25 protein-coding genes are annotated in these 21,771 nt (G+C 60.9%); 18 read left to right on the forward strand and 7 right to left on the reverse strand.

The window, feature by feature from the left end; all coding sequences use genetic code 11:
- Positions 1 to 20 precede the first annotated feature (20 nt).
- The 3 genes from HPDFL43_RS12235 to HPDFL43_RS12245 are packed head-to-tail and all read right to left on the reverse strand — an operon-like array spanning position 21 to position 2,705.
- Positions 21 to 1,256, reverse strand: coding sequence for a vWA domain-containing protein (locus tag HPDFL43_RS12235; RefSeq protein WP_007197655.1), 1,236 nt, complete (start codon positions 1,254 to 1,256; stop codon positions 21 to 23).
- Positions 1,256 to 2,182: an AAA family ATPase gene (locus HPDFL43_RS12240; protein WP_007197656.1), complete on the reverse strand. Its 927-nt coding sequence runs from the start codon at positions 2,180 to 2,182 to the stop codon at positions 1,256 to 1,258. The genes HPDFL43_RS12235 and HPDFL43_RS12240 overlap by 1 nt, the downstream gene beginning before the upstream one ends.
- A 28-nt stretch (positions 2,183 to 2,210) precedes the next feature.
- Positions 2,211 to 2,705 carry a flavin reductase family protein gene (locus HPDFL43_RS12245; protein WP_342586338.1) on the reverse strand — a complete coding sequence of 165 codons (495 nt, stop codon included), beginning with the start codon at positions 2,703 to 2,705 and terminating at the stop codon, positions 2,211 to 2,213.
- Between the two features lie 174 nt (positions 2,706 to 2,879).
- Here HPDFL43_RS12245 and HPDFL43_RS12250 point away from each other — a divergent pair, with 174 nt between their 5' ends.
- From HPDFL43_RS12250 to HPDFL43_RS12280, 7 genes are all read left to right on the forward strand, one after another.
- Entirely contained in the window at positions 2,880 to 4,007 is a 1,128-nt protein-coding gene (locus tag HPDFL43_RS12250; RefSeq protein WP_007197658.1) for an ABC transporter substrate-binding protein, read from the forward strand.
- Positions 4,004 to 5,014 carry a P1 family peptidase gene (locus tag HPDFL43_RS12255; protein ID WP_007197659.1) on the forward strand — a complete coding sequence of 337 codons (1,011 nt, stop codon included), beginning with the start codon at positions 4,004 to 4,006 and terminating at the stop codon, positions 5,012 to 5,014. Before HPDFL43_RS12250 ends, HPDFL43_RS12255 begins: the two co-directional genes overlap by 4 nt.
- 163 nt (positions 5,015 to 5,177) lie before the next feature.
- Positions 5,178 to 5,762, forward strand: a complete 585-nt coding sequence (locus HPDFL43_RS12260; protein WP_007197660.1) for a hypothetical protein — start codon at positions 5,178 to 5,180, stop codon at positions 5,760 to 5,762.
- Between the two features lie 79 nt (positions 5,763 to 5,841).
- The gene (gene purB / locus HPDFL43_RS12265) at positions 5,842 to 7,170 is read left to right on the forward strand and encodes an adenylosuccinate lyase (protein ID WP_007197661.1); all 1,329 of its coding nucleotides are present in this window, start codon (positions 5,842 to 5,844) and stop codon (positions 7,168 to 7,170) included.
- A 4-nt stretch (positions 7,171 to 7,174) separates the two neighbouring features.
- Positions 7,175 to 7,924, forward strand: coding sequence for a metallophosphoesterase family protein (locus tag HPDFL43_RS12270; protein ID WP_007197662.1), 750 nt, complete (start codon positions 7,175 to 7,177; stop codon positions 7,922 to 7,924).
- A 166-nt stretch (positions 7,925 to 8,090) separates the two neighbouring features.
- Positions 8,091 to 8,324, forward strand: a complete 234-nt coding sequence (locus tag HPDFL43_RS12275) for a hypothetical protein (RefSeq protein WP_156970267.1) — start codon at positions 8,091 to 8,093, stop codon at positions 8,322 to 8,324.
- Between the two features lie 71 nt (positions 8,325 to 8,395).
- Entirely contained in the window at positions 8,396 to 8,950 is a 555-nt protein-coding gene (locus HPDFL43_RS12280; RefSeq protein ID WP_007197664.1) for an RBBP9/YdeN family alpha/beta hydrolase, read from the forward strand.
- Positions 8,951 to 8,973: 23 nt separating this feature from the next.
- On the opposite strand, the gene HPDFL43_RS12285 is transcribed toward HPDFL43_RS12280, so the two are convergent.
- Both HPDFL43_RS12285 and HPDFL43_RS12290 read right to left on the reverse strand, forming a co-directional pair.
- Complete coding sequence (locus HPDFL43_RS12285; protein ID WP_007197665.1) at positions 8,974 to 9,735, reverse strand: HpcH/HpaI aldolase family protein; 762 nt, start codon at positions 9,733 to 9,735, stop codon at positions 8,974 to 8,976.
- 199 nt (positions 9,736 to 9,934) lie between these two features.
- Positions 9,935 to 10,255, reverse strand: coding sequence for a DUF1476 domain-containing protein (locus tag HPDFL43_RS12290; protein WP_040449215.1), 321 nt, complete (start codon positions 10,253 to 10,255; stop codon positions 9,935 to 9,937).
- Between the two features lie 224 nt (positions 10,256 to 10,479).
- Here HPDFL43_RS12290 and purC point away from each other — a divergent pair, with 224 nt between their 5' ends.
- From purC to HPDFL43_RS12310, 4 genes are read left to right on the forward strand one after another with little or no spacing between them, the layout of a single operon-like run.
- Positions 10,480 to 11,244 carry a phosphoribosylaminoimidazolesuccinocarboxamide synthase gene (gene purC, locus HPDFL43_RS12295; protein ID WP_007197667.1) on the forward strand — a complete coding sequence of 255 codons (765 nt, stop codon included), beginning with the start codon at positions 10,480 to 10,482 and terminating at the stop codon, positions 11,242 to 11,244.
- Between the two features lie 20 nt (positions 11,245 to 11,264).
- On the forward strand, positions 11,265 to 11,507 hold the full coding sequence (gene purS / locus HPDFL43_RS12300) for a phosphoribosylformylglycinamidine synthase subunit PurS (RefSeq protein ID WP_007197668.1): 243 nt from the start codon (positions 11,265 to 11,267) through the stop codon (positions 11,505 to 11,507).
- 3 nt (positions 11,508 to 11,510) lie between these two features.
- Positions 11,511 to 12,185: a phosphoribosylformylglycinamidine synthase subunit PurQ gene (gene purQ / locus HPDFL43_RS12305; protein ID WP_007197669.1), complete on the forward strand. Its 675-nt coding sequence runs from the start codon at positions 11,511 to 11,513 to the stop codon at positions 12,183 to 12,185.
- Positions 12,186 to 12,233: 48 nt separating this feature from the next.
- Positions 12,234 to 12,923: an alpha/beta hydrolase family protein gene (locus tag HPDFL43_RS12310; RefSeq protein ID WP_156970268.1), complete on the forward strand. Its 690-nt coding sequence runs from the start codon at positions 12,234 to 12,236 to the stop codon at positions 12,921 to 12,923.
- Here the strand turns inward: HPDFL43_RS12310 and HPDFL43_RS12315 are convergent.
- The gene (locus tag HPDFL43_RS12315; RefSeq protein WP_007197671.1) at positions 12,916 to 14,241 is read right to left on the reverse strand and encodes a flavin-containing monooxygenase; all 1,326 of its coding nucleotides are present in this window, start codon (positions 14,239 to 14,241) and stop codon (positions 12,916 to 12,918) included. The genes HPDFL43_RS12310 and HPDFL43_RS12315 overlap by 8 nt on opposite strands.
- 172 nt (positions 14,242 to 14,413) lie before the next feature.
- On the opposite strand from HPDFL43_RS12315, the gene HPDFL43_RS12320 reads away from it, so the two are divergent.
- From HPDFL43_RS12320 to HPDFL43_RS12330, 3 genes are all read left to right on the forward strand, one after another.
- Entirely contained in the window at positions 14,414 to 14,809 is a 396-nt protein-coding gene (locus HPDFL43_RS12320; RefSeq protein ID WP_040449216.1) for a hypothetical protein, read from the forward strand.
- Positions 14,810 to 14,971: 162 nt separating this feature from the next.
- Positions 14,972 to 17,203, forward strand: a complete 2,232-nt coding sequence (gene purL / locus HPDFL43_RS12325) for a phosphoribosylformylglycinamidine synthase subunit PurL (RefSeq protein ID WP_007197673.1) — start codon at positions 14,972 to 14,974, stop codon at positions 17,201 to 17,203.
- Between the two features lie 52 nt (positions 17,204 to 17,255).
- Entirely contained in the window at positions 17,256 to 17,489 is a 234-nt protein-coding gene (locus tag HPDFL43_RS12330) for a BolA/IbaG family iron-sulfur metabolism protein (protein WP_007197674.1), read from the forward strand.
- 320 nt (positions 17,490 to 17,809) lie between these two features.
- Here HPDFL43_RS12330 and HPDFL43_RS12340 read toward each other — a convergent pair whose 3' ends face one another.
- Positions 17,810 to 18,532 (reverse strand): phosphodiester glycosidase family protein, encoded by a 723-nt coding sequence (locus tag HPDFL43_RS12340; protein ID WP_156970269.1) that lies wholly within the window; start codon positions 18,530 to 18,532, stop codon positions 17,810 to 17,812.
- 252 nt (positions 18,533 to 18,784) lie between these two features.
- Here HPDFL43_RS12340 and grxD point away from each other — a divergent pair, with 252 nt between their 5' ends.
- The 4 genes from grxD (at position 18,785) to HPDFL43_RS12360 (ending at position 21,526) form a co-directional block, all read left to right on the forward strand.
- The gene (grxD, locus tag HPDFL43_RS12345; RefSeq protein ID WP_007197677.1) at positions 18,785 to 19,117 is read left to right on the forward strand and encodes a Grx4 family monothiol glutaredoxin; all 333 of its coding nucleotides are present in this window, start codon (positions 18,785 to 18,787) and stop codon (positions 19,115 to 19,117) included.
- A gap of 138 nt (positions 19,118 to 19,255) precedes the next feature.
- Positions 19,256 to 19,738 carry a YtoQ family protein gene (locus HPDFL43_RS12350; RefSeq protein WP_040450151.1) on the forward strand — a complete coding sequence of 161 codons (483 nt, stop codon included), beginning with the start codon at positions 19,256 to 19,258 and terminating at the stop codon, positions 19,736 to 19,738.
- The gene (locus HPDFL43_RS12355) at positions 19,735 to 20,448 is read left to right on the forward strand and encodes a TIGR02453 family protein (protein WP_007197679.1); all 714 of its coding nucleotides are present in this window, start codon (positions 19,735 to 19,737) and stop codon (positions 20,446 to 20,448) included. The genes HPDFL43_RS12350 and HPDFL43_RS12355 overlap by 4 nt, the downstream gene beginning before the upstream one ends.
- Before the next feature lie 16 nt (positions 20,449 to 20,464).
- On the forward strand, positions 20,465 to 21,526 hold the full coding sequence (locus HPDFL43_RS12360; protein ID WP_040449217.1) for a hypothetical protein: 1,062 nt from the start codon (positions 20,465 to 20,467) through the stop codon (positions 21,524 to 21,526).
- Positions 21,527 to 21,771: the final 245 nt, after the last annotated feature.

The following is a 21,771-nucleotide window of genomic DNA, read 5'->3' on the forward strand; positions in this document are numbered from 1 at the left end:
GCGCTCGCTCCGGCTCAAGTTCAAGGGCCTTGCAGGAAGCGGCGCGGATCAGATGCGTCGCCACTCTTCTCGCCCAGAGCCGACACCAGATCCGCCATCGCTTCGATATTGTGCACCGCGCGAAACTCGTCGACATGAGCAAGCATGGTGCGAACACCGCGCGCACGGGCTTCAAACCCGTCAAACCGCAAGAGCGGATTGAGCCAGACCAGACGCCGGCAGGAGCGATGCAGCCGGTCAATCTCCGCATCTAGCTCTTCGATGGAATCACGTTCAAGCCCGTCGGTGATCAAAAGCACGATCGCACCCTGCCCCAGAACCCGGCGCGACCACAACCGGTTGAACTCCCTGAGCGCCTCCCCGATACGGGTGCCGCCCGACCAGTCACGGACTGCACCGGCGCATTGATCAACCGCCTCGTCGGGGTCCTTGCTGCGCATCTGCCTCGTGATATTGGTCAAGCGCGTCCCGAACAGGAAAGTATGCACACCACGGCGCTTTTCGCTGATCACATGCATGAAATGCAGGAAAATCCGGGTGTACTGGCTCATTGAGCCCGAGATATCAGCGATGATCACCAGCGGCGGATGCACTTTCCGGCGCTTGCGGAAGCGCGGCAGGATGAGATCTCCGCCGGTGCGCATCGCAGCCCGCATGGTCGCGCGCGGATCAATCCGCCTGGGCTTGGATGAAGGCTTGTAGCGCCGCGTCTCCACCTGATCGAAGGGCAAGGCCAGTCCGGCGATGGCGCGCTTGGCCTGCGCCAGCTCGAGCGCCGTCATCTGGGCAAAATCCTGTTGCCTGAGCACCTCATTGCCGGAACTCGTTTGCCGCGCATCAATGTCGATGATCGGCTTTTCTTCCGGCGGGCGGCTTTTCTCGTGCCCCTCGAACAGCGCCTGGCTGACCCGGGTCTCGCCGGCTTTGAGCTTTTCCTTGCGCTGGGTTTCCATCGCCACTGGCGAGAACATGGCGATCATCTTCTCGACCAGATCACGGGTGCGCCAGAACAGCTTGAACGCCTGGTCAAAGACCGGGTGGTCCTCGCGCCGCTTGACGAACACCGAGTGAAGCACCCAGTAGAATTCCTCCCGGCTTCCCACGCCCGCAACCTGCACCGCCTCCACGGCGTCGCGCACGGCGGCAGGCCCGACTTTCATGCCGGCCTTGCGCAGCACGCGCGCGAAATAGACGATGTTATCGACGATCCGGCCGTCGCCATTTTTCACCGAAGGCGCATTTTCAGGCTTTGCCATCACACTGCGGCGGCCAGGTCGGCCTTCACTTCAGCAAGCAATTCGCGTCCCGCACTGCCCTCGATCCGGGCAATGTCATCCTGGTATTTGAGCAGAGTGCCGAGTGTGTCGGAGACGGTTTCGGGATCAAGCGCCAGCCGGTCGAGTTCGGTCAGCGCCGTTGCCCAGTCGATGGTTTCGGCCACGCCCGGGCTCTTGAACAGATCCATCTGCCTGAGCTTCTGCACATAGGCGACCACCTGCCGCGACAGCTCGTCATGACAGCCCGGCACCTTGCGACGGACGATTTCGAGTTCCACATCAGCCGCCGGGTAATCGACCCAGTGATACAGGCAGCGCCGCTTGAGCGCGTCGTGAATTTCACGGGTGCGGTTGGTGGTGATGATCACGATCGGCGGCTCTTCCGCCTTGATCGTCCCCAGTTCCGGGATCGTCACCTGGTAATCCGACAGGATTTCCAGCAAGAACGCCTCAAAAGCCTCATCGGTCCTGTCCAGCTCATCAATCAGGAACACCGGAGCCCGGCCGCCCGGCGCTTCCAGCGCCTGCAGCACCGGACGTCTGATCAGGTGCTTCTCTGAAAAGATCGAACGTTCAATGGCCGAACGATCATCCTCGCCGGTCGCTTCGGCGAGCCGGATCTCCAGCATCTGCGCGGGATAGTTCCACTCATAGACCGCCGAGGAGACATCAAGGCCCTCATAGCACTGCAGCCGGATCAGCGGCCGGTCGAGCGCCTTGGCGAGCACCTTGGCGATCTCGGTCTTGCCGACACCAGCTTCGCCCTCGAGAAACAGCGGCCGCTGCATCTTCAGGCTCAGGAACAGAACCGTCGCCAATGCCCGTCCGGCAACGTAATCTCCGTCCGAGAGCATCTCGAGCGTTTCATCAATGGAGGCGGGCAGCTGGTTGGTAACAGGCATCATGGCTCCAGGATTGACGGTAGATGCAAGGCTAGAGCGATCTGTAGCCCCGGTCCAGATACAAAAGCGCAGGGCCCGGGGCGCCAACTCTCAGGCCCACCACCTCGCCGATCACCACTGTGTGGGTCGCGACGGGTTTGGCTTCGATGATCCGGCAGTCAAATACGGCTGCCGCATCGACAAGGGTCGGCGCGCCGGTGGCGATTGTATCCCATTCACCCAGCGCGAATCGCGCATCCGCATCCAGATCGCCCATACCGGAAAACGCCGACGCCACCTCTTCCTGGGCAGCGGTCAGCGTGTTGAGCGCGAACAAGCCAGACGCCTGAAAGATCGCGTTGTTCGGGTTGGAATGGTTGAGACAGACCAATATCGTACCGGGGTTGTCGGAGACCGAGCAGGCAGCGGTCACGGTCACGCCCCGGCGCACGCCATCATGCGCGGTGGTGGCGAGCTGTACATGGCCGGCATAGCGCGCCATCGCGTCGCGATACTCCCTTGGTTCAATGATTTGCCGTTTCAACACGCCTAAGCCTCATTACAGGGCGACCATCGGATCACCTTCGAGGCCCATACATAAAGGCAGCGCAGCGATTTGAAACCCGCGCGCGCGACTTTTTATCGCTCACACCCGTCAGCGCGTTGTCCTGGCAAAGGTTTTTGCTTGGCGTATCCGCTCGCCACAGTCTAAACATTGCTCATGACCATCTGCCGATCCTGGCCCTGCCTTGCCGTGCTGACGATGCTGCTTGCCGCCAGTGCCTCACAAGCCCGCGCGGACGCTCTGCGCGTGGGGCTGGTGATTCCGCAATCGGGCCAGTTCGCGATCCTTGGCAACCATGTCCGCGAAGCCTTCGCCCTCTGGGACAAGACCAATCCGCAGGTTTTTGCCGACATCGTTGAAGGCGATGATGGCTGCACCAAGGAGACCGGTGTGGATGCTGCTGCGGCAATGGCCGAAGCGGGCGTCGATATCGTGGTCGGCTTCCTGTGCACGGAAAGCCTGGCTTCGGCGCTGCCGCTGCTTTCGGACGAAGGCATCCCGGTGATGACGCTGACCGTTCGCGCCGACATCATCGGCGAGGAGGCCAAGCGTCTGGGATGGCGCTTCTTCCGTCTTGCGCCGCAAGCCAGCGAGGAGGCAGGCGTTGCCGCCGACACGATCCTGCGGCTTTGGGCCGACAAGCCCTTCGCCCTGATCGAGGATGGCGCGATTTCGGGCCGCGAACTGGTTGAGGCGGTCCGCGCCATTCTGGAAGAGCGTGGCCTCAAACCCGCCTTTGTCGACAATTACCGCCCTGGCCAGGCAACCCAGCCAAGCCTGCTGCGGCGCCTCAAGGCAGCCGGTGTGAGCCGGGTCTTTGTCGGGGGCGAACGCGCTGATCTCGCTGTCATCGCCGCCGAGGCCGAGTTGCAAGGCGTCCCTCTCGGCTTCATGGGTGGCGACGCTCTCCATGCCCCGCAGGGAGAACTGCCGCTGCCCGAGCGCACCATTGCGGTGCTGTCGGACGGCGCCATTCCCGGCCCCGCAGCAGCTCCCGCGCGCGACGCCTTTGCCAACGAAGGCCTTGTTCTGGAAGGCTTGCGCGCACCGGCCTATGCGGCAGCGGAAATCCTCGGCGCTGTGGCCACGAGATACAGCTATGGCGAGACCGGCATTGAAGACCTGCTGCGCCAGTCAACCTTCTCCACGGCGCTCGGCAAGGTCAGCTTCTCCGCTGACGGTGAACGCGTCGGGCCTGGTTTCGGCGTTGCCATCCTGGAAGACGGAGAGTTCCGGCGGATGAGCCTTGAGGACATGGAGCTGCTTTTGGAACAAAGCCAGTGAGCACCTCCGGCCAACGCAACCTGATTACGGATGTTGCTGGCTTGCGCGTTGGCAATGCCAACGACCACAAGATCAATTCCGGCGTCACAGCCATTCTCTGCGACCCCGGGGCGACCGCCGCCGTTCAGGTTCTGGGCGGCGCGCCCGGAACCCGCGAAACGGATCTGCTTGAGCCGCACAACACCGTCCAGAGCGTCAACGGCCTGGTGCTTTCCGGGGGCTCCGCCTTCGGACTCGATGCCGCCAGCGGCGCCCAGGCCTATCTGCGTGAACAGGACATCGGCTTCGAGGTTGGCCCGCACCGTATACCGATCCTGCCAGCGGCGATCCTGTTTGACCTGATCAATGGCGGAGACAAAGATTGGGGTCGCTATCCGCCTTACCGGGAATTGGGCTATCAGGCCGCAGCCAATGCCAGCGAAGATTTTGCCATCGGATCGCAAGGCGCAGGGCTGGGCGCGCTCACTGCAACTGTCAAAGGTGGGCTCGGATCGGCGTCCTTTGTCACGCCTGATGGCCATGTGGTCGGCGCGCTGGTTGCGGTCAATCCGATGGGATCGGCCATCATTGGCGACACACGCCATTTCTGGGCAGCCCCCTTTGAAATCGGCGGTGAATTCGGCGGGCTCGGCATGCCCTCCCCGATGCCCGATGATTCCAGTGATCTGCGCATCAAGTTCAGGGACATGCAGCGCGGCGGCGCCAACACCACCATCGCGGTGATCGCCACCGATGCGGCTCTGACAAAGGCCGAAGCCAAGCGCCTGGCCATAGCCGCCCATGCAGGTTTTGCCCGGGCCATCTGGCCCAGCCACACGCCCTTTGACGGGGACCTTGTGTTCGCGCTGGCCACCGGGGCATCCGGCCGCAAGCCCTCGCTTGACGCCTTCGTCGATCTGGGGGCCGCCGCTGCCTCGACCATGAGCCGCGCAATCGCACGCGGTGTGCAGGCAGCTCAACCCGATCCACGCGATCTGATGCCGGCCTGGTCGACGCTCAAAGACTGAAATTTGCGCCTCGCTTCCGGTTGCCGATACGTCCCGGCAGTGGTACCCGGTGTACGAAATGTGACAGGGAGGCCGACATACGCATCATGCGACACACGATGAGCGTTTTCGACCCCCTTACCGGCGCCAAAGCCGCTTGCCCCATCACAGTGCGGCGACCCGCATGAAATCACCGGTCCGCAAGCACAAAGGCCCCAAGCCCAGGCCTGCCAATGACAATTCGAACCTGCGTGACCGCTTGCACGCCGCAAGGATCGGCTGGCGTGAAACCCTGCTTGGCGCCATTGGCTGGGGTGCAGCCATGGCACTATCGGCACAGGCGTCACTCTGGCTGTCGAATGCGGCGCTGACATCTCACTACTGGAATCTGACTGCTCTCACCTTCGCCGGCGCAGCCCTCGCCTGGCCGTTGAGCCTGTCAGCCTTCCGTTTCCTGGCCTTTGGGCGCGGCCGCGAACCCGCCTTCGCCGCAGCCGTGCTTTGCCTCATCGTCTTTACCATCGGCATCACAGCCGTGCTGTTTGCCATCATCTACCGCAATTTCTATGCGCAATGGCATGGTGATCCCTTCACCAAATTGTGGCTCATTCAGCTGGCCTTCACCTCGGCCTCGGCGCTCTACCAGTTCGCTGTCGTGGGATTGCGGCTCTATCTTCCACTCGGCGTGGTATTGCTGTTTGCAGCGGCAGTGTTGCTGGCGCGCGGCCATCGCCGTCAAAAACCGGTGAAAACAACCATTCCGCACTGATCCCACGCGCCAGAGCGTTTGCTTCCCGGCGGGAATGGTCTAGACACGCGGCAACACCAACGCATGCACGGATCCTGCCATGATACCCCGTTACTCCCGCCCGGAAATGGTCGCCGTCTGGTCGCCCGAATCCAAGTTCCGAATCTGGTTCGAGATCGAGGCCCATGCCTGCGATGCGCTGGCCGAGCTCGGCGTGATCCCCAGGGAGGCCGCCAAAACCATCTGGGACAAGGGCGGCGCGGCCACCTTCGACATCGACCGGATCGACGAAATCGAGCGCGAGACCAAGCACGACGTGATCGCCTTCCTGACCCATCTCGCCGAAATCGTCGGTGATGATGCCCGTTTCGTGCACCAGGGCATGACTTCATCGGATGTGCTCGACACCTGCTTCAATGTCCAGCTCGTCAAGGCGACCGACATCCTGCTCGCCGACATGGATGCGCTTCTGGCCGCCATCAAACGCCGCGCATTCGAGCACAAGAACACGGTCACCATCGGCCGCTCGCACGGCATTCACGCCGAGCCGGTCACATTCGGGCTGAAGATGGCCGAGGCTTATGCGGAGTTCGACCGCTGCCGCGCCCGGTTGGTCAACGCGCGGGCGGAAATCGCCACCTGCGCGATTTCCGGCGCCGTCGGCACCTTCGCCAACATCGATCCGCGCGTCGAGGAACATGTCGCCAAGGCCATGGGGCTGGAACCCGAGCCGGTCTCGACCCAGGTGATTCCGCGCGACCGCCATGCCATGTTCTTTGCAACGCTCGGCGTTATCGCGTCTTCGATCGAGCGTGTCGCCACCGAAATCCGCCATCTTCAGCGCACCGAGGTGCTGGAAGCCGAGGAGTATTTCTCCAAAGGCCAGAAGGGCTCGTCGGCAATGCCGCACAAGCGCAACCCGGTGCTGACCGAAAACCTCACCGGTCTCGCCCGGCTGGTGCGCATGGCGGTCACCCCGGCCATGGAAAATGTGGCGCTGTGGCATGAGCGCGACATCTCGCACTCCTCGGTCGAACGCATGATCGGCCCGGACGCGACCGTCACGCTCGATTTCGCGCTCGCCCGCCTCACCGGCGTCATCGACAAGCTGCTGGTCTATCCCGAGCGCATGATCGGCAACATGGACCGTCTCGGCGGCCTGGTCCATTCCCAGCGCATCCTGCTGGCGCTGACTCAGGCCGGCTCGTCGCGTGAAGACGCCTACCGGCTGGTCCAGCGCAACGCCATGAAGGTCTGGAACAGCTATCAGGTCTCCGGCGATTCCGGCGTCGACTTCCTCACCGAGCTCCTGGCCGACAAGGATGTTCGCAAATACCTCTCCGAGGAGGAAATCCGCGACCGCTTCGATCTGGGCTACCACACCAAGCATGTCGACACGATCTTCACCCGGGTGTTTGGCGAGAGCTGATCCTATGCGGATAGCGGTCATTGCCGATATCCATGGCAACGTCAGGGCGCTTGAGGCGGTCCTCAAGGATCTCAAGCATCAAGCGCCCGATACGGTTGTCAATCTCGGCGATTGCGTCTCCGGCCCGTTGTGGCCCGAGGAAACCGCTGCCCTGCTTCGCGATCTCGGCTGGCCGACAGTCCGCGGCAATCATGACCGCGTCGTTGCTGCCGGAGCGGTGCCTCTCCACAATCGAACCGACAGTTTCACCGAAGCAGCCCTTTCAGCGCAGAGTATGGCCTGGCTCGGCGCGCTCGAACCGGCCATCCGCCTCTCCGACGAAATCTTCCTGTGTCACGGCACACCTCGAAACGACAATGCCTATCTGACCGAGGATGTGGTGGAAGGCGGCGCGCGCCACGCCCACGAACACAGAATAGTCGAACGGCTTGAGGGCGAAACCTCGCCCGTCATCTGCTGCGGGCACTCACATCTGCCGCGCCTGGTGCGCCTGCATGTCTCGGGTCAACTGATCCTCAATCCCGGCAGTGTCGGATTGCAGGCCTATGAGGATGAAACGCCAACACCGCACCAGATGGCAACCTGCAGCCCCCATGCCCGCTATGCATTGCTCGACAATCTGGAAGGCACATGGAGCGTCAGTCAGCGCATCATAGACTATGACTGGGCCGCTGCGGCCAAGGAAGCTGAGCGCAACGGTCGATCAGACTGGGCTCATGCGCTCCTCAAGGGCTATATGCAGCCAGACCCCTGAGGCAGCGAGATGGTGGGATATGCAGCCCACACGCTGTCTGCATCGTCTTTCGGCACAGACTGTCACGTGATGTGATCGCTCTGCCTCCAAGTTGCCAATATGCTGCCGCCATCCCGCCGCGGTTCACCGCCATAGAAGCGGTCTGGCCAAAGCCATGGAGGTTGATGTGCCTGACATACCGGAATTCTCAGCAAGCGAGCGCGCCAAGCGCCAGGACCGCGGTTACGAGCCACCCGACATCGGCGAAACCGGGGCCGCGCTATGGATTGCCGCCGCCGTGATCATACTTATTGTGTCCGGGCTTTCGTTGTTTGCCCATGACGGCCTGCACAATGGCGGCGCGCCCTTCATCATCACACCCTCAAGCGATTTGAGCGTACGCGCGTCCCCGGACTTCTGATCCAGCATTTCAACGCGCTTGAGAACCGCCGGACGGTTGACATTTGAGCCGCTCTCAATCACCTCGGCGGCATGAAAGTCGCACAAGCAGATATCCTGATCGTTCCGGGCTACCAGAATTCCGGTCCCGGACACTGGCAGTCGCGGTGGCAGCAAAAGCTCTCCACCGCCAGACGTGTTGAACAGGACGCATGGTCAAAACCCGTGCGGGAAGACTGGACAGCCCGCTTCGCGGAATGCGTCAATGCGGCGGAACGGCCCATAGTCGTCATCGCCCATTCGCTGGGCGTGGCCACCGCCGTTCAAGCTCTTTCTGAATGCGACAAACCGATCGCCGGCGCCTTTCTCGTGGCGCCGCCCGACGTTGCAAATCCGGCGATCCGTCCAAGGCATCTGATGACCTTCGGCCCCTACCCCCGTGATCCGCTGCCATTTCCGTCCATTGTCGTGGGCAGCCGCAACGATCCGTTCGGATCATTCGAACATGCCGGCGACATAGCCAATGCCTGGGGATCGATGTTCATCGATGCGGGCGAAGCCGGTCACATCAACGCCGAATCAGGCCATGGCCCCTGGCCCGAGGGCACCATGGTGTTCGCCCATTTCCTGGCGCGTCTGCAGGCTTGACCCAGCTTTATGGAGGCTCGATCTCAGCCCCGCGCCGCCTCAAGCATCAGTGCTGCGCCTGCGTTGATAACGCCGGGGTCGGTGTTGAGCGCTGTCAGACGGTAACCCATCTTGGAATAAAGCGGCGTGGACGCCGGGTCGACCGCGAAAATCGCCGCAAATTTTCCCGCCTCGCGGGCCCGCTTCGCAATATCGGCGAGCGCGTCCTGCATGTCGGGCCGTCCCGGATCAACGCCTTCGCCATTTGACCAGGAAATCGACAGATCCGAAGGCCCAACAAACACCCCGTCGATTCCCTCAACCGACAGGATAGTATCCAGCGCGGCATGGGCTTCGCGGGTCTCGATCATGGCAATCGCCAGCGTTTCCCGGTTGGCGGACTTGAAATAGCTCCCAGGTGTTTGGTCAGAATGCAGTTCCAGAGCCCGCATAGGGCCCCAGGAACGGCTTCCAACCGGTGGATACTTCATCGAATCGGCAAAATCCTGCGCATCCGCGACCGTGTTGATCATCGGCGCGATCACCGCCTCGAACCCCATATCAAGAGCCCGGCTGGCAAGATCGTTTCGGCCAACGGGAATGCGCAACAGCCCCGGTTTGCCGCGCGCGTGGATCAGCCGCATCGAGGCAAAGGCCGAACTCTCGTCATGGCTGCCGTGCTGCATGTCGACGGTCACTGCATCAAACGGACATGCGGCAAGAGCGCCGGCAATCTCCGGCGATGGTGACGTCGACCAGGCGGTGATCAGGGGCGCATCCAAATCGAGTTTATCGCGAAGAAACATGACTTTGCCCTCAAGATATGGGCAAGAAAGCCCGTTCCACCTGCAAAACAGCCCGCGGTTGTCCGCGGGCTGTCGTCGTTTCATTCAAGGTTCTGCTGCTACCAGACTTTCTCATGCCAGTTCAGGCAGTTGGGGTCTGGCAACGGAACTCCGGCTCCGCAGGCCAATGTCGGAAATGCCGCGAACCAGAAAGGCGAAATCAGCTGTTCTGGATTTGGTCGACGGCGACAGCCAGCAATTCGTCCATCTTGCGGCGAAGCTGGTGATCGGACTGCTCGACACCACCGGCGTCGAAATCGCCACGAACCTTGCGGAACACGTCCTCGTCGCCGGCTTCTTCGAAATCGGCAAGAACAACGGTCTTGGCATAGGCCTCGGCATCATCGCCGGACTTGCCAAGCATCTCTGCAGCCCAAAGACCCAGAAGCTTGTTGCGGCGGGCTTCCGCCTTGAACTTGAGCTCCTCATCATGGGCAAACTTGTTCTCAAATGCGTTTTCGCGGTCGTTCATGCTGCTCATGGGCTCGCTCCGAATGTTATTTACCTATCCCTATATGGGGGTTTGTCTCATAAAACAAAAGTGAGGCGAAAGTGCAATGTGATGTTGATCCGGCAAGGCGCAAATTCGGGGACAGCACGACAACGACGTTGTGAAAACGCATCCAATCAGATAAGCACGGCTCGAACCCGTCATCATGCCGAAGCGCCGCGGCGTCAGCCGGCGCACCAAGACAGAGATTTCATATGAATCGTCGCCGCCGTATCTATGAAGGCAAGGCCAAGATCCTCTATGAAGGCCCCGAACCCGGCACCCTGATCCAGTTCTTCAAGGATGATGCCACCGCCTTCAACAAGAAGAAACATGATGTGGTCGATGGCAAGGGCGTGCTCAACAACCGCATCTCCGAGTTCATATTCTCGCATCTGAACCGGATTGGCATCCCGACACACTTCATCAAGCGCATCAACATGCGTGAGCAGTTGATCAAGGAAGTCGAGATCATCCCGCTCGAGGTTGTGGTTCGCAATGTGGCGGCCGGATCGCTGTCCAAGCGGCTTGGCATCGAGGAAGGCACCGTGCTGCCGCGCTCGATCATCGAGTTCTACTACAAGGCCGATGCACTCGACGACCCGATGGTCTCTGAAGAGCATGTCACCGCCTTCGGCTGGGCCAGCCCGCAGGAAATCGACGACATCATGGCGCTTGCCATCCGGGTCAATGATTTTCTCACCGGTCTGTTCCTCGGCGTCGGCATCCAGCTGGTCGATTTCAAGATCGAATGTGGCCGTCTGTTCGAGGGCGACATGATGCGCATCGTCGTTGCCGACGAGATCTCGCCCGATTCCTGCCGGCTGTGGGACGTCAACACCAGCGAGAAGTTCGACAAGGATGTGTTCCGCCGCGATCTCGGCAATCTGGTCGAAGCCTATCAGGAAGTGGCGCGCCGGCTCGGCATCATGAACGAAAATGAGCCAAACCGCCCCACGGGTCCGGTTCTGGTCAAGTAAGCGCAGGGAAACGGGAAATCATGATCAAGGCACGCGTCACGGTAACGCTCAAGAACGGCGTTCTCGATCCGCAGGGCAAGGCAATCGGGCATGCGCTCGATGGCCTCGGGTTTGAAGGCGTCGGCTCTGTCCGTCAGGGCAAGGTGTTCGACATTGAGCTTGAGACCGATGATCGGGCCAAGGCCGAGGCCGAGCTCAAGGCGATGAGCGAAAAGCTCCTCGCCAACACCGTGATCGAGGATTTTTCGGTCGAGGTGATCTGAGCCATGAAAGCCGCTGTCCTCCTTCTCCCCGGCCTCAACCGCGACCGCGACATGATCGCCGCGCTGACCAATATCTGCGGTCAGGCCCCGCAAACCGTCTGGCAGACGGAAACCGGCATCGACGATGACGTCGACCTGATCGTCATCCCGGGCGGCTTTTCCTATGGCGACTACCTGCGCTGCGGCGCTATAGCCGCACGCATGCCGGTGATGAAGGCCGTGCGCGAGAAGGCCGAGAAGGGCGTGCGCGTGATTGGCGTTTGCAACGGCTTCCAGATCCTGGTCGAGGCCGGCCTGCTCCCGGGCGCGCTGATGCGTAACGCTTCGCTCAAATTCGTCTGCCGCGAAGTCATGCTGGAAGTGACCAATGCCAAAACCGCTTTCACCGGCGGCTACAGCCAGGGCCAGATCATCCGCTGCCCTGTCGCCCATCATGACGGCAACTATTTCGCCGATTCTGCCACACTTGGGGACCTTGAGGCCAATGGCCAGGTTGCGTTCCGCTATGCCAACGGCACCAATCCCAACGGCTCGGTCAATGACATCGCCGGCATCGTCAACAATGCAGGCAACGTGCTCGGCATGATGCCGCATCCGGAAAACCTGATTGAATCTGCCCATGGTGGCGATGACGGGCGCGCCCTGTTTGAGAGCGCGTTGGGGCTCGTTGCGGCTTAAACTTCTGTCGCGCAGGCTGCAATGACGACAAAGAAGATGAGCGCCGCCATGAACACACCAAACCTTGGCCTCCGGTCAGCGGAAATCGGATCCCCGGGAGCACGTCCCCGGACGCTCTCGCATGCCCTGGCCATATGGGTTGCCGCCATCACCGTCCTGGCGATGACGGTGCTTGCGGCTCCGGTTCAAGCCGCATCCAAAAAGGCCGCCGCCGAGCCTATCACCCAAGTCTATTTCATCCGCGGTTTCATGGGCGTTTTCTCCACCGGTTTTGACAAGATGGCGAAGGATCTCGAGAAGTCGCGGATCCATGCAGAGGTCTACAGCCATCTCAGCGCCTCTGCGATCACGGCCAAGATTGTCCGCGAATTCGGCCAATCCAAGAAGCGCAGAAAAAAGCTGGTGCTGATCGGTCACTCCTTCGGCGGCAATGCAGCACTCTCGGTAGCCAGCCAATTGCGTCAGAAAGACATCAGGGTCGATCTCGTCATCACCGTAGACCCGACCCGCTCCGGCCCGGTCTCCCCCAATGTGCGCAAGTATGTGAACTATTATTTTCCGGGCAACGGACTGGGTGCCAAGCTCGCGGCAAAGTCGGTTCCCGCCAAGCGCATCACCAACATCGACATGCGCAAACGCTCCGACATAGCCGGTGAAGGTGATGACCACTGGACCATCACCAACAATGCCGCGATCACAAAAGAAATCACCACCGCGATCAAGCGCGCGCTCAGGTAGCTGAAAGCACCCGCCAGTCTTTGCCGTCTGCTAGCAACGAATTCAGCTCTGCCGTATATTCATGGATATCGATCTGGATGGCATGGCGCCGACTTGCCTTGTAGCGTTTGGCATCGCGCAGGTTGTCACGGGCAATGCGGTCACCAAGGTCGGCGGGACGCTGCCATGCGCCGCTGATTTCCGCCGCCACAAGCCGTGCCTGCAGATCCGCAACCACCCAGATACAGCCAACCGGCTGAACAAGCCCGATGAAATAGAGATTGGGTTCATTCTCCGGCAGCATCCGCAAATACAGCGGCACCTTTGTGACATCGCTCCAGTCCCGGGAGGCCGTCTTCAAAAACGGCACCCCAAGCTGGAAACCGGTGGCCCAAATGATGACGTCAAAATCGCCGCTGCTGCCACCAGCAAAGGTAACCGTCTGCCCCGATGCCTTTTCGATCCCCCGGTGAACCGCCACCTTGCCGTGGCGAATACACTCCAGAATATCGGTGTTGAGCGTCGGATGGCGGCTCAGAACCGGAAAGTCCGGCTGCTGAAGCCCGTATCCGGAGTAAGGTCCGACAAACACGCGCAAACCCTGCTTGATCACCCAGTCGCGTGCCCAGCGGAACGCAGGCTTGTGCAGCTTTCTGAACTGCACATCCACAGGGCGGCCGCCAACCAGCTTCGGGACAATAACCTGTGGGCTGCGCATGCTCAGGCTCACACGCTCTGCAACGCGCGACATGGCCACCGCAATATCACATGCGGAATTTCCACCCCCCACCACCAGAACACGCTTGCCCGTGAAAGGCTCAGCATTCTTGTAGAACACCGAATGGATCTGCTCGCCATCAAATGAACCCGGCAATTCGGGAACAGACGGTTCCCGGTGGTGCCCGGAGCATAAGATCAGTTCATCGGCGGTGTGCGTGTGGCGCTCCCCGTCCCGGTCCACCTCGACAAGCCAACGCCCGTCGGGCTGGCGGCAGACATTTTCAACACGGGAATTAAAGCGGATATATCCGCTGAGCCCGAAATGGGCTTCATAGGCGCGCATATAGGCGAGGATCTGTGCATTCGACGGATAATCCGGATAGTCGTCAGGCATCGGAAAATCCGGGAACTGCGACAGCCGTTTGGAACTGATGGTGTGCGCCGTCTTGTAGACACTCGGACGCTCAGGGTCCTCGCTGTAAACCCAGATGCCACCGGTCGCATCCTGTGCCTCGTGACACACAAGATCGGTGATCCCCGCCGCTGCCACATTTTTCAATGCCGTCAGTCCCGTCGGCCCGGCACCGACCACACAAACCCGATAGTGTTCCACGGTCACGTTGCGCCCCTTCCATCGTCCCCCAAGGTATGAGGCGATCAAATAGCACCGTGACCCGAGCGGTCAATCGCAATCAATCAGTCCACAGCCATGCCCTGCAATGCCAACAAGGCGGGAATCATGTTAACCGCGGATGCAGTGCAAAAGTGCACATTGATGCCGGAGACCCGTCATGAGTTTCATCCAAGACAAACCTTTTCAAGGCTCAGCCTTCGCGTTTGCATCGCTTGCTATGCTTTTGTCAGGCTGTGCCGCGCCTGTCGCCCCGTCAGGCGCCAGCGCCCACGCTCAGGCGGTTGCGACCTTGCAGCGGGTCAATTCAAGAGCGCACGCCTGCTGGCTCAAGGATTCCGATTTCAAGGACTACGGTCTGGTGCCCGAACTCGACACCACCAGCACGCCGAGACTGCTGGTGATCCCACGCGGCAAGCCACAGTCCTTGCCACAGGCCGTCATCATCGCATCTGCCGATGGCGCGCAGTTTTATGGTCCATTGGCATCCTCACCGCTGGCCAACCGGATCAATGATGACATTTCACGCTGGGCAGCAGGGGCCGCGGGCTGCTGATGCAGCCACCTGCTCCGCTGACGCTTCGCAAGCTCCATACAGGCAGCCGCGTCCACAGAATTGCGCCCCGAATAGCCATGGCAGGAAGATTCAAGGTGCCATCCGCGTGCCCATTGCGCTATAGCCTGCCTATTCCCGACAAAGACAGGGCCGAACTCCGCCATGACAATCCCGAACACCGTCGCCATCACCGAAGACCTGATCGCTGCTCACGGCCTCAAGCCCGACGAATACCAGCGCATTCTCGATCTGATCGGCCGTGAACCCAGTTTCACCGAACTCGGTATTTTTTCCGCGATGTGGAACGAACACTGTTCCTACAAGTCCTCAAAGAAATGGCTGCGCACCCTGCCCACCGATGGCCCCAATGTCATTCAGGGCCCCGGCGAAAATGCCGGCGTGGTCGACATTGGCGACGGCGATTGCGTGGTCTTCAAGATGGAAAGCCACAATCACCCTTCCTACATCGAACCCTACCAGGGGGCTGCCACCGGTGTCGGCGGAATCCTGCGCGATGTCTTCACCATGGGCGCACGCCCGGTTGCCGCCATGAACGCGCTTCGTTTCGGGGAACCCGATCACCCCAAGACCCGCCATCTGGTCTCAGGCGTGGTCGCCGGTGTGGGCGGCTACGGCAATTCCTTCGGCGTGCCCACCGTGGGCGGTGAAGTCGAGTTCGATGCACGCTACAACGGCAATTGCCTGGTCAATGCCTTCGCGGCAGGGATCGCCAAGACTGACGCGATCTTCCTGTCGGAAGCCAAGGGCGTCGGCCTGCCGGTGGTCTATCTCGGCGCCAAGACCGGCCGCGACGGCGTTGGCGGCGCCACCATGGCGTCCGCCGAATTTGACGAATCCATCGAGGAAAAGCGCCCCACCGTTCAGGTCGGCGACCCCTTCACCGAAAAATGCCTGCTCGAAGCCTGTCTTGAGCTGATGCAGACCGGCGCGGTCATTGCGATCCAGGACATGGGCGCTGCCGGACTCACCTGTTCGGCCGTCGAAATGGGCGCCAAGGGCGACCTCGGCATTGAGCTTAATCTCGACCAGGTGCCGGTGCGCGAAGAAAACATGAGCGCCTACGAGATGATGTTGTCGGAGAGCCAGGAGCGGATGCTCATGGTGCTGGAGCCCGAAAAAGAGGCCGAAGCCAAGGCGATTTTTGTCAAATGGGGTCTGGATTTCGCCATTGTCGGCAAGACCACCGACGATCTGCGCTTCCGCATCCTGCACAACGGCGACGAGGTCGCCAATCTGCCGATCAAGGAGCTGGGCGACGAGGCCCCCGAATATGACCGCGAGTGGCGCGATGTCGGCGGCCTGTCACCGCTCGACATATCCGAAGTCGATGAGCCGGAAGACTATGGCCAGTCGCTGCTCGATCTCGTCGGTGCACCCAACAACGCCTCGCGCCGCTGGGTCTGGGAACAATATGACACGCTGATCCAGGGCAACTCGCTGCAGATACCGGGTGGCGACGCCGGTGTGGTCCGCGTCGATGGCCACCCCACAAAGGCGCTGGCCTTCTCCTCCGATGTCACGCCCCGCTATGTCGAGGCAGATCCTTTTGAAGGCGGCAAGCAGGCGGTCGCCGAGTGCTGGCGCAACCTGACCGCTGTCGGTGCAGATCCGCTCGCATCCACCGACAACCTCAATTTCGGCAATCCCGAACGCCCCGAAATCATGGGCCAGCTGGTCAAGGCGATCGAGGGCATTGGCGAAGCCTGCCGGGCGCTCGATTTCCCGATCGTGTCGGGCAATGTCTCGCTTTACAATGAAACCAATGGCGAGGCGATCCTGCCGACACCCACCATCGGCGGCGTCGGACTGATCCCCGATTGGTCGCAGATGGCCAGAATAGGTGATGCGGCTCCCGGCGACGTGATCATCCAGATCGGTGGCGACGGCACGCATCTGGGCCAGAGCGCATGGATGCGCGATTGTCTCGGCCGGGCCGAAGGCGCACCACCGCCCGTCGATCTGATGGCCGAGCGCCGCAACGGCGATTTCATCCGGTCTGCAATCCGCAACGCGCTGGTCACAGCCTGCCATGACATCTCATCCGGCGGCCTGGCATTGGCGCTGGCGGAAATGGCAATTGCCTCGGGCCACGGCATGGAAATCGATCTGTCCAGCGGCCAGGGACCGTCCCATGCGCTGCTTTTCGGCGAGGACCAGGCGCGTTACGTTGTCAGCGTCAGCGATGAGCTGGCAAATTACGTCACGGCCAGCGCCGAGGGTGCAGGTGTTCCATTCCGCATCCTGGGCAAGGTGACGGGCGACAGTCTCACCGTCGAGGGGTTGATGTCAGTTCCTGTCTCCACATTGCGCACCACCCATGAATCGTGGTTCCCTTCATTCATGGACACAGCGGCCGCAATGGCCGCAGAATAGACAAGTCAGGGGCCACCATGGCCACCGGACAGCCAAACCAGGAGCAGCTCGAATGCCGATGAACGCAGGCGACATCGAAACCATGATCAAGGCCGGAATTCCCGATGCGAAAGTCACGATTCGTGATCTCGCGGGCGATGGCGATCACTACGCCGCGGAAGTGGTGTCCGAAAGCTTCCGCGGAAAGAGCCGGGTGCAGCAGCACCAGATGGTTTACAACGCACTCCAGGGCAACATGGGCGGCGTGTTGCATGCGCTGGCGCTGCAGACCAGCGTGCCGGACTAAACCTCTGCAATGGCGGGGTTGCTGGATGAGCTGTTTGAGGATGTCATTGACGGCTTGATGGAAGGGATGGCGCAGGGCGCCACAACCCGCACCCGCAGCCGGACAACCAAACGCCGCAGGAAACGCACCTCAACGCGTCGGACAACCTCTAAGCGGCGCAGGCGCAAGCCGGCGGCCTCCACGATCGCGAAGATTCTGCTTGAGGCGCTAACCGGCAAGAAGCCGGCAAAGCCACGAACCAAAAGCCGCCGCAAAACGACGAGGCGGGGCAAGACAACCACGCGCAAGAGGAGGAACTGACGCACGCTCTTTCGATCCTCTCAGTTCTCCCCGCCGTTCGACCTGGCCACCACGACCGCGACCGGCCCTGCTGGTTCTTCCGAATCGATCTCCATTTTTGAGCCCAGCGCCAGGCTCGACACCGCGCCATCAAAGAACAACGCATTCTCGCACCCGGCCACATCCCGAAACAGCCGGGCGAACGAGCCAAGACTGACCCGGTCCCGGGTGATCGCGAACACCACTTTTCCATCCGGACGCACACCAACGCCGTTTCGGATGAATTTTGATGTGCCATCGGGCAGAAACCGCGGGTGGATCACGCCGTCGATCACCAGCATCGGGCCCGATTGCGTGGCGTATTCGGGGCTGAGATCCGCTTCCGCATAGGCGTCCGTCTCCAACACTCCGGCGTTGCCGTCTTTGAGGACAAAAAACACGCCATTGGGCTTGAGGAAGAAATTGCCAAAACCGTCATCGCGGTTGAGCGCCGCGATCTCAACGGAATTCTCCACATAGAGCCCCACCGGGCTCATATCGGCATGATACATCCCGGCATTCATCGCCAGCACAAGCTTGTGGTCCGTCCCCGCGCCTGCCGCCAGTTGATCCACCACTGCAGACACCGAACCAAGCACGTCGCCCATCCGATCGCGATAGACGAGCCGCATGTCATGGGTTTGCGGATCGATCGTGCAAAGAATGGCGCGCGCACCTTCAAACACCTGCTCCACGCAACCCTCCGGCCAGTCAGGCTTTGTCATCGAGGCACTCTCCCTCAAAACTTCGTGGTGCACGGACGGCTCGGGCGCACCAGTTTCTTGCCAAACCACGGCCGCGCCGCCCACAACCGCGGCGAACACAATCGCAACCACACCAAATCCATATCGCTCAACACCCATCGCTGCACTTATAGAAGCCACAAGCTTGTCTTGTCATGCGCTGTGCATTATCTCAAAGATAAGACAACCCGGAACGAACGCTTCGGGGACGACACGCTTTGAAAGGATCCGACAATGTCCGGCATCAATGAATTCATCGACAATGAAGTCAAAACCAACGACGTGGTCCTGTTCATGAAGGGCACGCCGCAGTTTCCGCAATGCGGATTTTCCGGCCAGGTGGTGCAGATTCTCGACTATCTCGGCGTGCCCTACAAGGGCGTCAACGTGCTCGCGGATGATGCACTCAGGAACGGCATCAAGGAATTCTCCAACTGGCCGACCATCCCACAGCTCTATGTGAAGGGCGAGTTTGTCGGCGGCTGCGACATCATCCGCGAAATGTTCCAGTCGGCCGAGCTGCAGCAGCACCTCACCGACAACGGCGTCCCGGTCAAGGCGGCCTGAGGCCTCAGTTGCCCAAGCAGCCCTTAAGGGCAAATGATCAAGACAGGAGGCGGTTTTCCGCCTCTTTTCATTTCGGACAACAGACCGGTTGCGGTCTCGTTCGATACAAGATTGACGAAACGTAACGGGAGCCTCTCGATGACCTGGACCATCTATCTCTCAGGCGAAATCCACACCGACTGGCGCGAGCAGATCGAAGCCGGCGCCAAGCAGGCCGGACTGCCGGTTCAGTTTTCCGCTCCCGTCACCCATCACGAAGCCTCCGATGATGTCGGCGTCGCCATTCTGGGCGCGGAGCCCAACAAGTTCTGGCATGACCACAAGGGCGCCCAGATCAACGCGATCCGCACCCGCACGCTGCTCGGCAAGGCCGACATCGTGGTTGTCCGCTTCGGCGAGAAATACAAGCAGTGGAACGCCGCCTTCGACGCTGGCTATGCGGCAGCACTCGGCAAGCCCCTGATCATCCTGCATCAGGACGAGCACGCCCATGCGCTCAAGGAAGTCGATGCCGCTGCCCTCGCCGTCGCCAAAACTCCCGATCAGGTGGTTTCAATCCTGCGCTATGTGATCAACGGCGATCTTTCCGGCTACACCGAGGCGCTGGACGCCGCCCAATGAGCGAGCCGGCCTATCAAGGGTTTGGCGAGAAGGCCCTGCCGTTCTTGAAAGCGCTGGGCTTTCACCAGAACCGCGAATGGTTTCATGATAACAAGGCGATGTTCGAAGAGCATCTCAACGAACCCCGCGGTCGCCTGATCGACGATCTCGCGGCCCGCCTGAGCGAAGCCGGAATCCCGCTCACCTGCGGGCGCAAGACCTCGACCTTCCGGATCAACCGCGACGTCCGTTTCACCAAGGAAAAACACCCCTACAACACCCATGTGAGCGCCGTTGTCACGCGCACCGGCACCAAGAAGGATCAGGGTCTTCTCTATTTCCACATCTCGCCGGACGACTGTTTTCTCTCGGTCGGATTCTACGCCATGGAATCCGGCGAACTGAGAGCTTTTCGCGAGGCGATCCTTGCAAGAAAGCCGGAATTTGATGCGGCGTTGAAGCCGCTTCTGTCGCTCGGATACAGCTTCGACACGGATGACAGTCTCAAACGCACCCCACGCGGGTTCGAACATGTCGATGATCCCGATCTCATTGCCCTTCTGCGTCTGAGACACCTCACGCTGTCCCGCCGCTTTGGTCCGGAGCGGCTTGACGGAACCGGGCTGCTTGAGGATATTCTAACACTGGCCAAGGCTGCTCAGCCGCTCCTCAATTTTGGCTGGCGTGTGATCGACCCGATCCGCGCGTCACGCGACGACACCGCGACATGAAACGGAAGCACACAGCATGCGTACAGGAACGTCCCGGCCGGGCTTTGCACTGGCATTCGTTACCAGCCTGGTGTTTGGCCTGATCACAAGCCTGTCTCCGCACGAGGCGCGCGCAGATGATGCAAACGAGATCGACCTCAAGCTGTTTGGCGAGAACGTCATTCAGGGCTGGGAAGGCTGCCGCCTGGGATTTTGGCAGGCCAACCGCAATCCCGATGAAGACAGCTACGCCTATGTGTTTTTTGCCCCCATACCTGATGGCGAGGCCCTTCCCGGCTGGGTCAAGATCGGCGAAGACGTTCTGGAGGTCTCCAAGCGCGATATCGGTTCAGCCGACACCGGCATGCTCGAACCCTTTCAGCTCTACAAGAGCAGCGACGGCAAGCTGACCCTGCTGGTCGAGATCTACGATCAGACCCGCTCGGGTCGTGGCATTGAAATCAATGATGGACGCGTGACCTTCCTGCGCAATGACAAATTCCCCTTCCCGGTGCGGGTCAAGGGGCTCAATGGTTGCCTCGACAGCTTTGACGACAGCGCCGCCGTTGACGATGCCGCCGAGGCCCCGTCCGGTCAGGCGTCTGGCCTATCCCTGGGCCAACCGGTGGATTTCGACAGCCTCGACCGGATCCCTCCTCCGATCATGCGCGCCATTGCCAGCGACGCCCCGGATTGCGAGCCCGAAAACACTCCGGGCTTCTCGTCGGCCTATTCTGTCAATGATGACATCACACTGTGGCAGATCCCATGTGTTCTCTACGCGCGCAATGCCTCCAGCGTCTTTGCGCTGAGCTGGACCTATCACCCCGATCATGCCTCAGTGTTGCTGTTTCCAAGTCAGCCCGGCTCCGGTGAAGCCGATCATGCTGAAGTTCTGAACGCGGTTGTCGATCCGGCCACAGCCACTGTAACCTCGGACGATGGCGGCTTCGATTGCGGTATCCGCGAGCTCTTCCAGCTTCGGGACGCCGAGGGGGAGACCCTCGAATTCACTCTGCTCGAAGTCCGGGAAAAGACAGACTGCGATGGCATCGAGACTGATCCGCGTGATTACCCGCTGGTCTTCGACAACCGCTGAGACAGCAAGCGGTATGACCTTTATGCCGTGCGCCATCGCCAACGGCCTTGCCAGAACGGGCTGATCATCTCTTGATTGGCCAGATTGTACGGGTTGCCCGACCGGCGCGGCGGGTCTAGAACCGGTTCTGGTAGCGGCCACAGTGGCCTGCCTTCTGATCCCAGGACTTCACCGTCCAGTGCATTTGAGCCCGGACAAAGGCTCGTTGCCGGTTCAGCTTCACAATGAGCGGGTGCCACCGGCAG

Origin of the sequence: Hoeflea phototrophica DFL-43 (genome assembly GCF_000154705.2) — a bacterium.
Classification (GTDB): Bacteria; Pseudomonadota; Alphaproteobacteria; order Rhizobiales; family Rhizobiaceae; genus Hoeflea; species Hoeflea phototrophica.

Excerpts from the sequence above, each read along its gene's own strand:
- HPDFL43_RS12330 (WP_007197674.1), top strand. The coding sequence starts at position 17,256 with ATGCCGATGAACGCAGGCGACATCGAAACCATGATCAAGGCCGGAATT.
- purC (WP_007197667.1), top strand. The coding sequence starts at position 10,480 with ATGAATCGTCGCCGCCGTATCTATGAAGGCAAGGCCAAGATCCTCTAT.
- HPDFL43_RS12285 (WP_007197665.1), bottom strand. The coding sequence starts at position 9,735 with ATGTTTCTTCGCGATAAACTCGATTTGGATGCGCCCCTGATCACCGCC.
- purQ (WP_007197669.1), top strand. The coding sequence starts at position 11,511 with ATGAAAGCCGCTGTCCTCCTTCTCCCCGGCCTCAACCGCGACCGCGAC.
- HPDFL43_RS12260 (WP_007197660.1), top strand. The coding sequence starts at position 5,178 with ATGAAATCACCGGTCCGCAAGCACAAAGGCCCCAAGCCCAGGCCTGCC.
- HPDFL43_RS12240 (WP_007197656.1), bottom strand. The coding sequence starts at position 2,182 with ATGATGCCTGTTACCAACCAGCTGCCCGCCTCCATTGATGAAACGCTC.
- HPDFL43_RS12355 (WP_007197679.1), top strand. The coding sequence starts at position 19,735 with ATGAGCGAGCCGGCCTATCAAGGGTTTGGCGAGAAGGCCCTGCCGTTC.
- HPDFL43_RS12290 (WP_040449215.1), bottom strand. The coding sequence starts at position 10,255 with ATGAGCAGCATGAACGACCGCGAAAACGCATTTGAGAACAAGTTTGCC.
- HPDFL43_RS12280 (WP_007197664.1), top strand. The coding sequence starts at position 8,396 with ATGAAAGTCGCACAAGCAGATATCCTGATCGTTCCGGGCTACCAGAAT.
- HPDFL43_RS12270 (WP_007197662.1), top strand. The coding sequence starts at position 7,175 with ATGCGGATAGCGGTCATTGCCGATATCCATGGCAACGTCAGGGCGCTT.
- purB (WP_007197661.1), top strand. The coding sequence starts at position 5,842 with ATGATACCCCGTTACTCCCGCCCGGAAATGGTCGCCGTCTGGTCGCCC.
- HPDFL43_RS12350 (WP_040450151.1), top strand. The coding sequence starts at position 19,256 with ATGACCTGGACCATCTATCTCTCAGGCGAAATCCACACCGACTGGCGC.
- purS (WP_007197668.1), top strand. The coding sequence starts at position 11,265 with ATGATCAAGGCACGCGTCACGGTAACGCTCAAGAACGGCGTTCTCGAT.
- HPDFL43_RS12235 (WP_007197655.1), bottom strand. The coding sequence starts at position 1,256 with ATGGCAAAGCCTGAAAATGCGCCTTCGGTGAAAAATGGCGACGGCCGG.
- HPDFL43_RS12320 (WP_040449216.1), top strand. The coding sequence starts at position 14,414 with ATGAGTTTCATCCAAGACAAACCTTTTCAAGGCTCAGCCTTCGCGTTT.
- HPDFL43_RS12340 (WP_156970269.1), bottom strand. The coding sequence starts at position 18,532 with ATGACAAAGCCTGACTGGCCGGAGGGTTGCGTGGAGCAGGTGTTTGAA.
- HPDFL43_RS12360 (WP_040449217.1), top strand. The coding sequence starts at position 20,465 with ATGCGTACAGGAACGTCCCGGCCGGGCTTTGCACTGGCATTCGTTACC.
- purL (WP_007197673.1), top strand. The coding sequence starts at position 14,972 with ATGACAATCCCGAACACCGTCGCCATCACCGAAGACCTGATCGCTGCT.
- HPDFL43_RS12310 (WP_156970268.1), top strand. The coding sequence starts at position 12,234 with ATGAACACACCAAACCTTGGCCTCCGGTCAGCGGAAATCGGATCCCCG.
- grxD (WP_007197677.1), top strand. The coding sequence starts at position 18,785 with ATGTCCGGCATCAATGAATTCATCGACAATGAAGTCAAAACCAACGAC.
- HPDFL43_RS12250 (WP_007197658.1), top strand. The coding sequence starts at position 2,880 with ATGACCATCTGCCGATCCTGGCCCTGCCTTGCCGTGCTGACGATGCTG.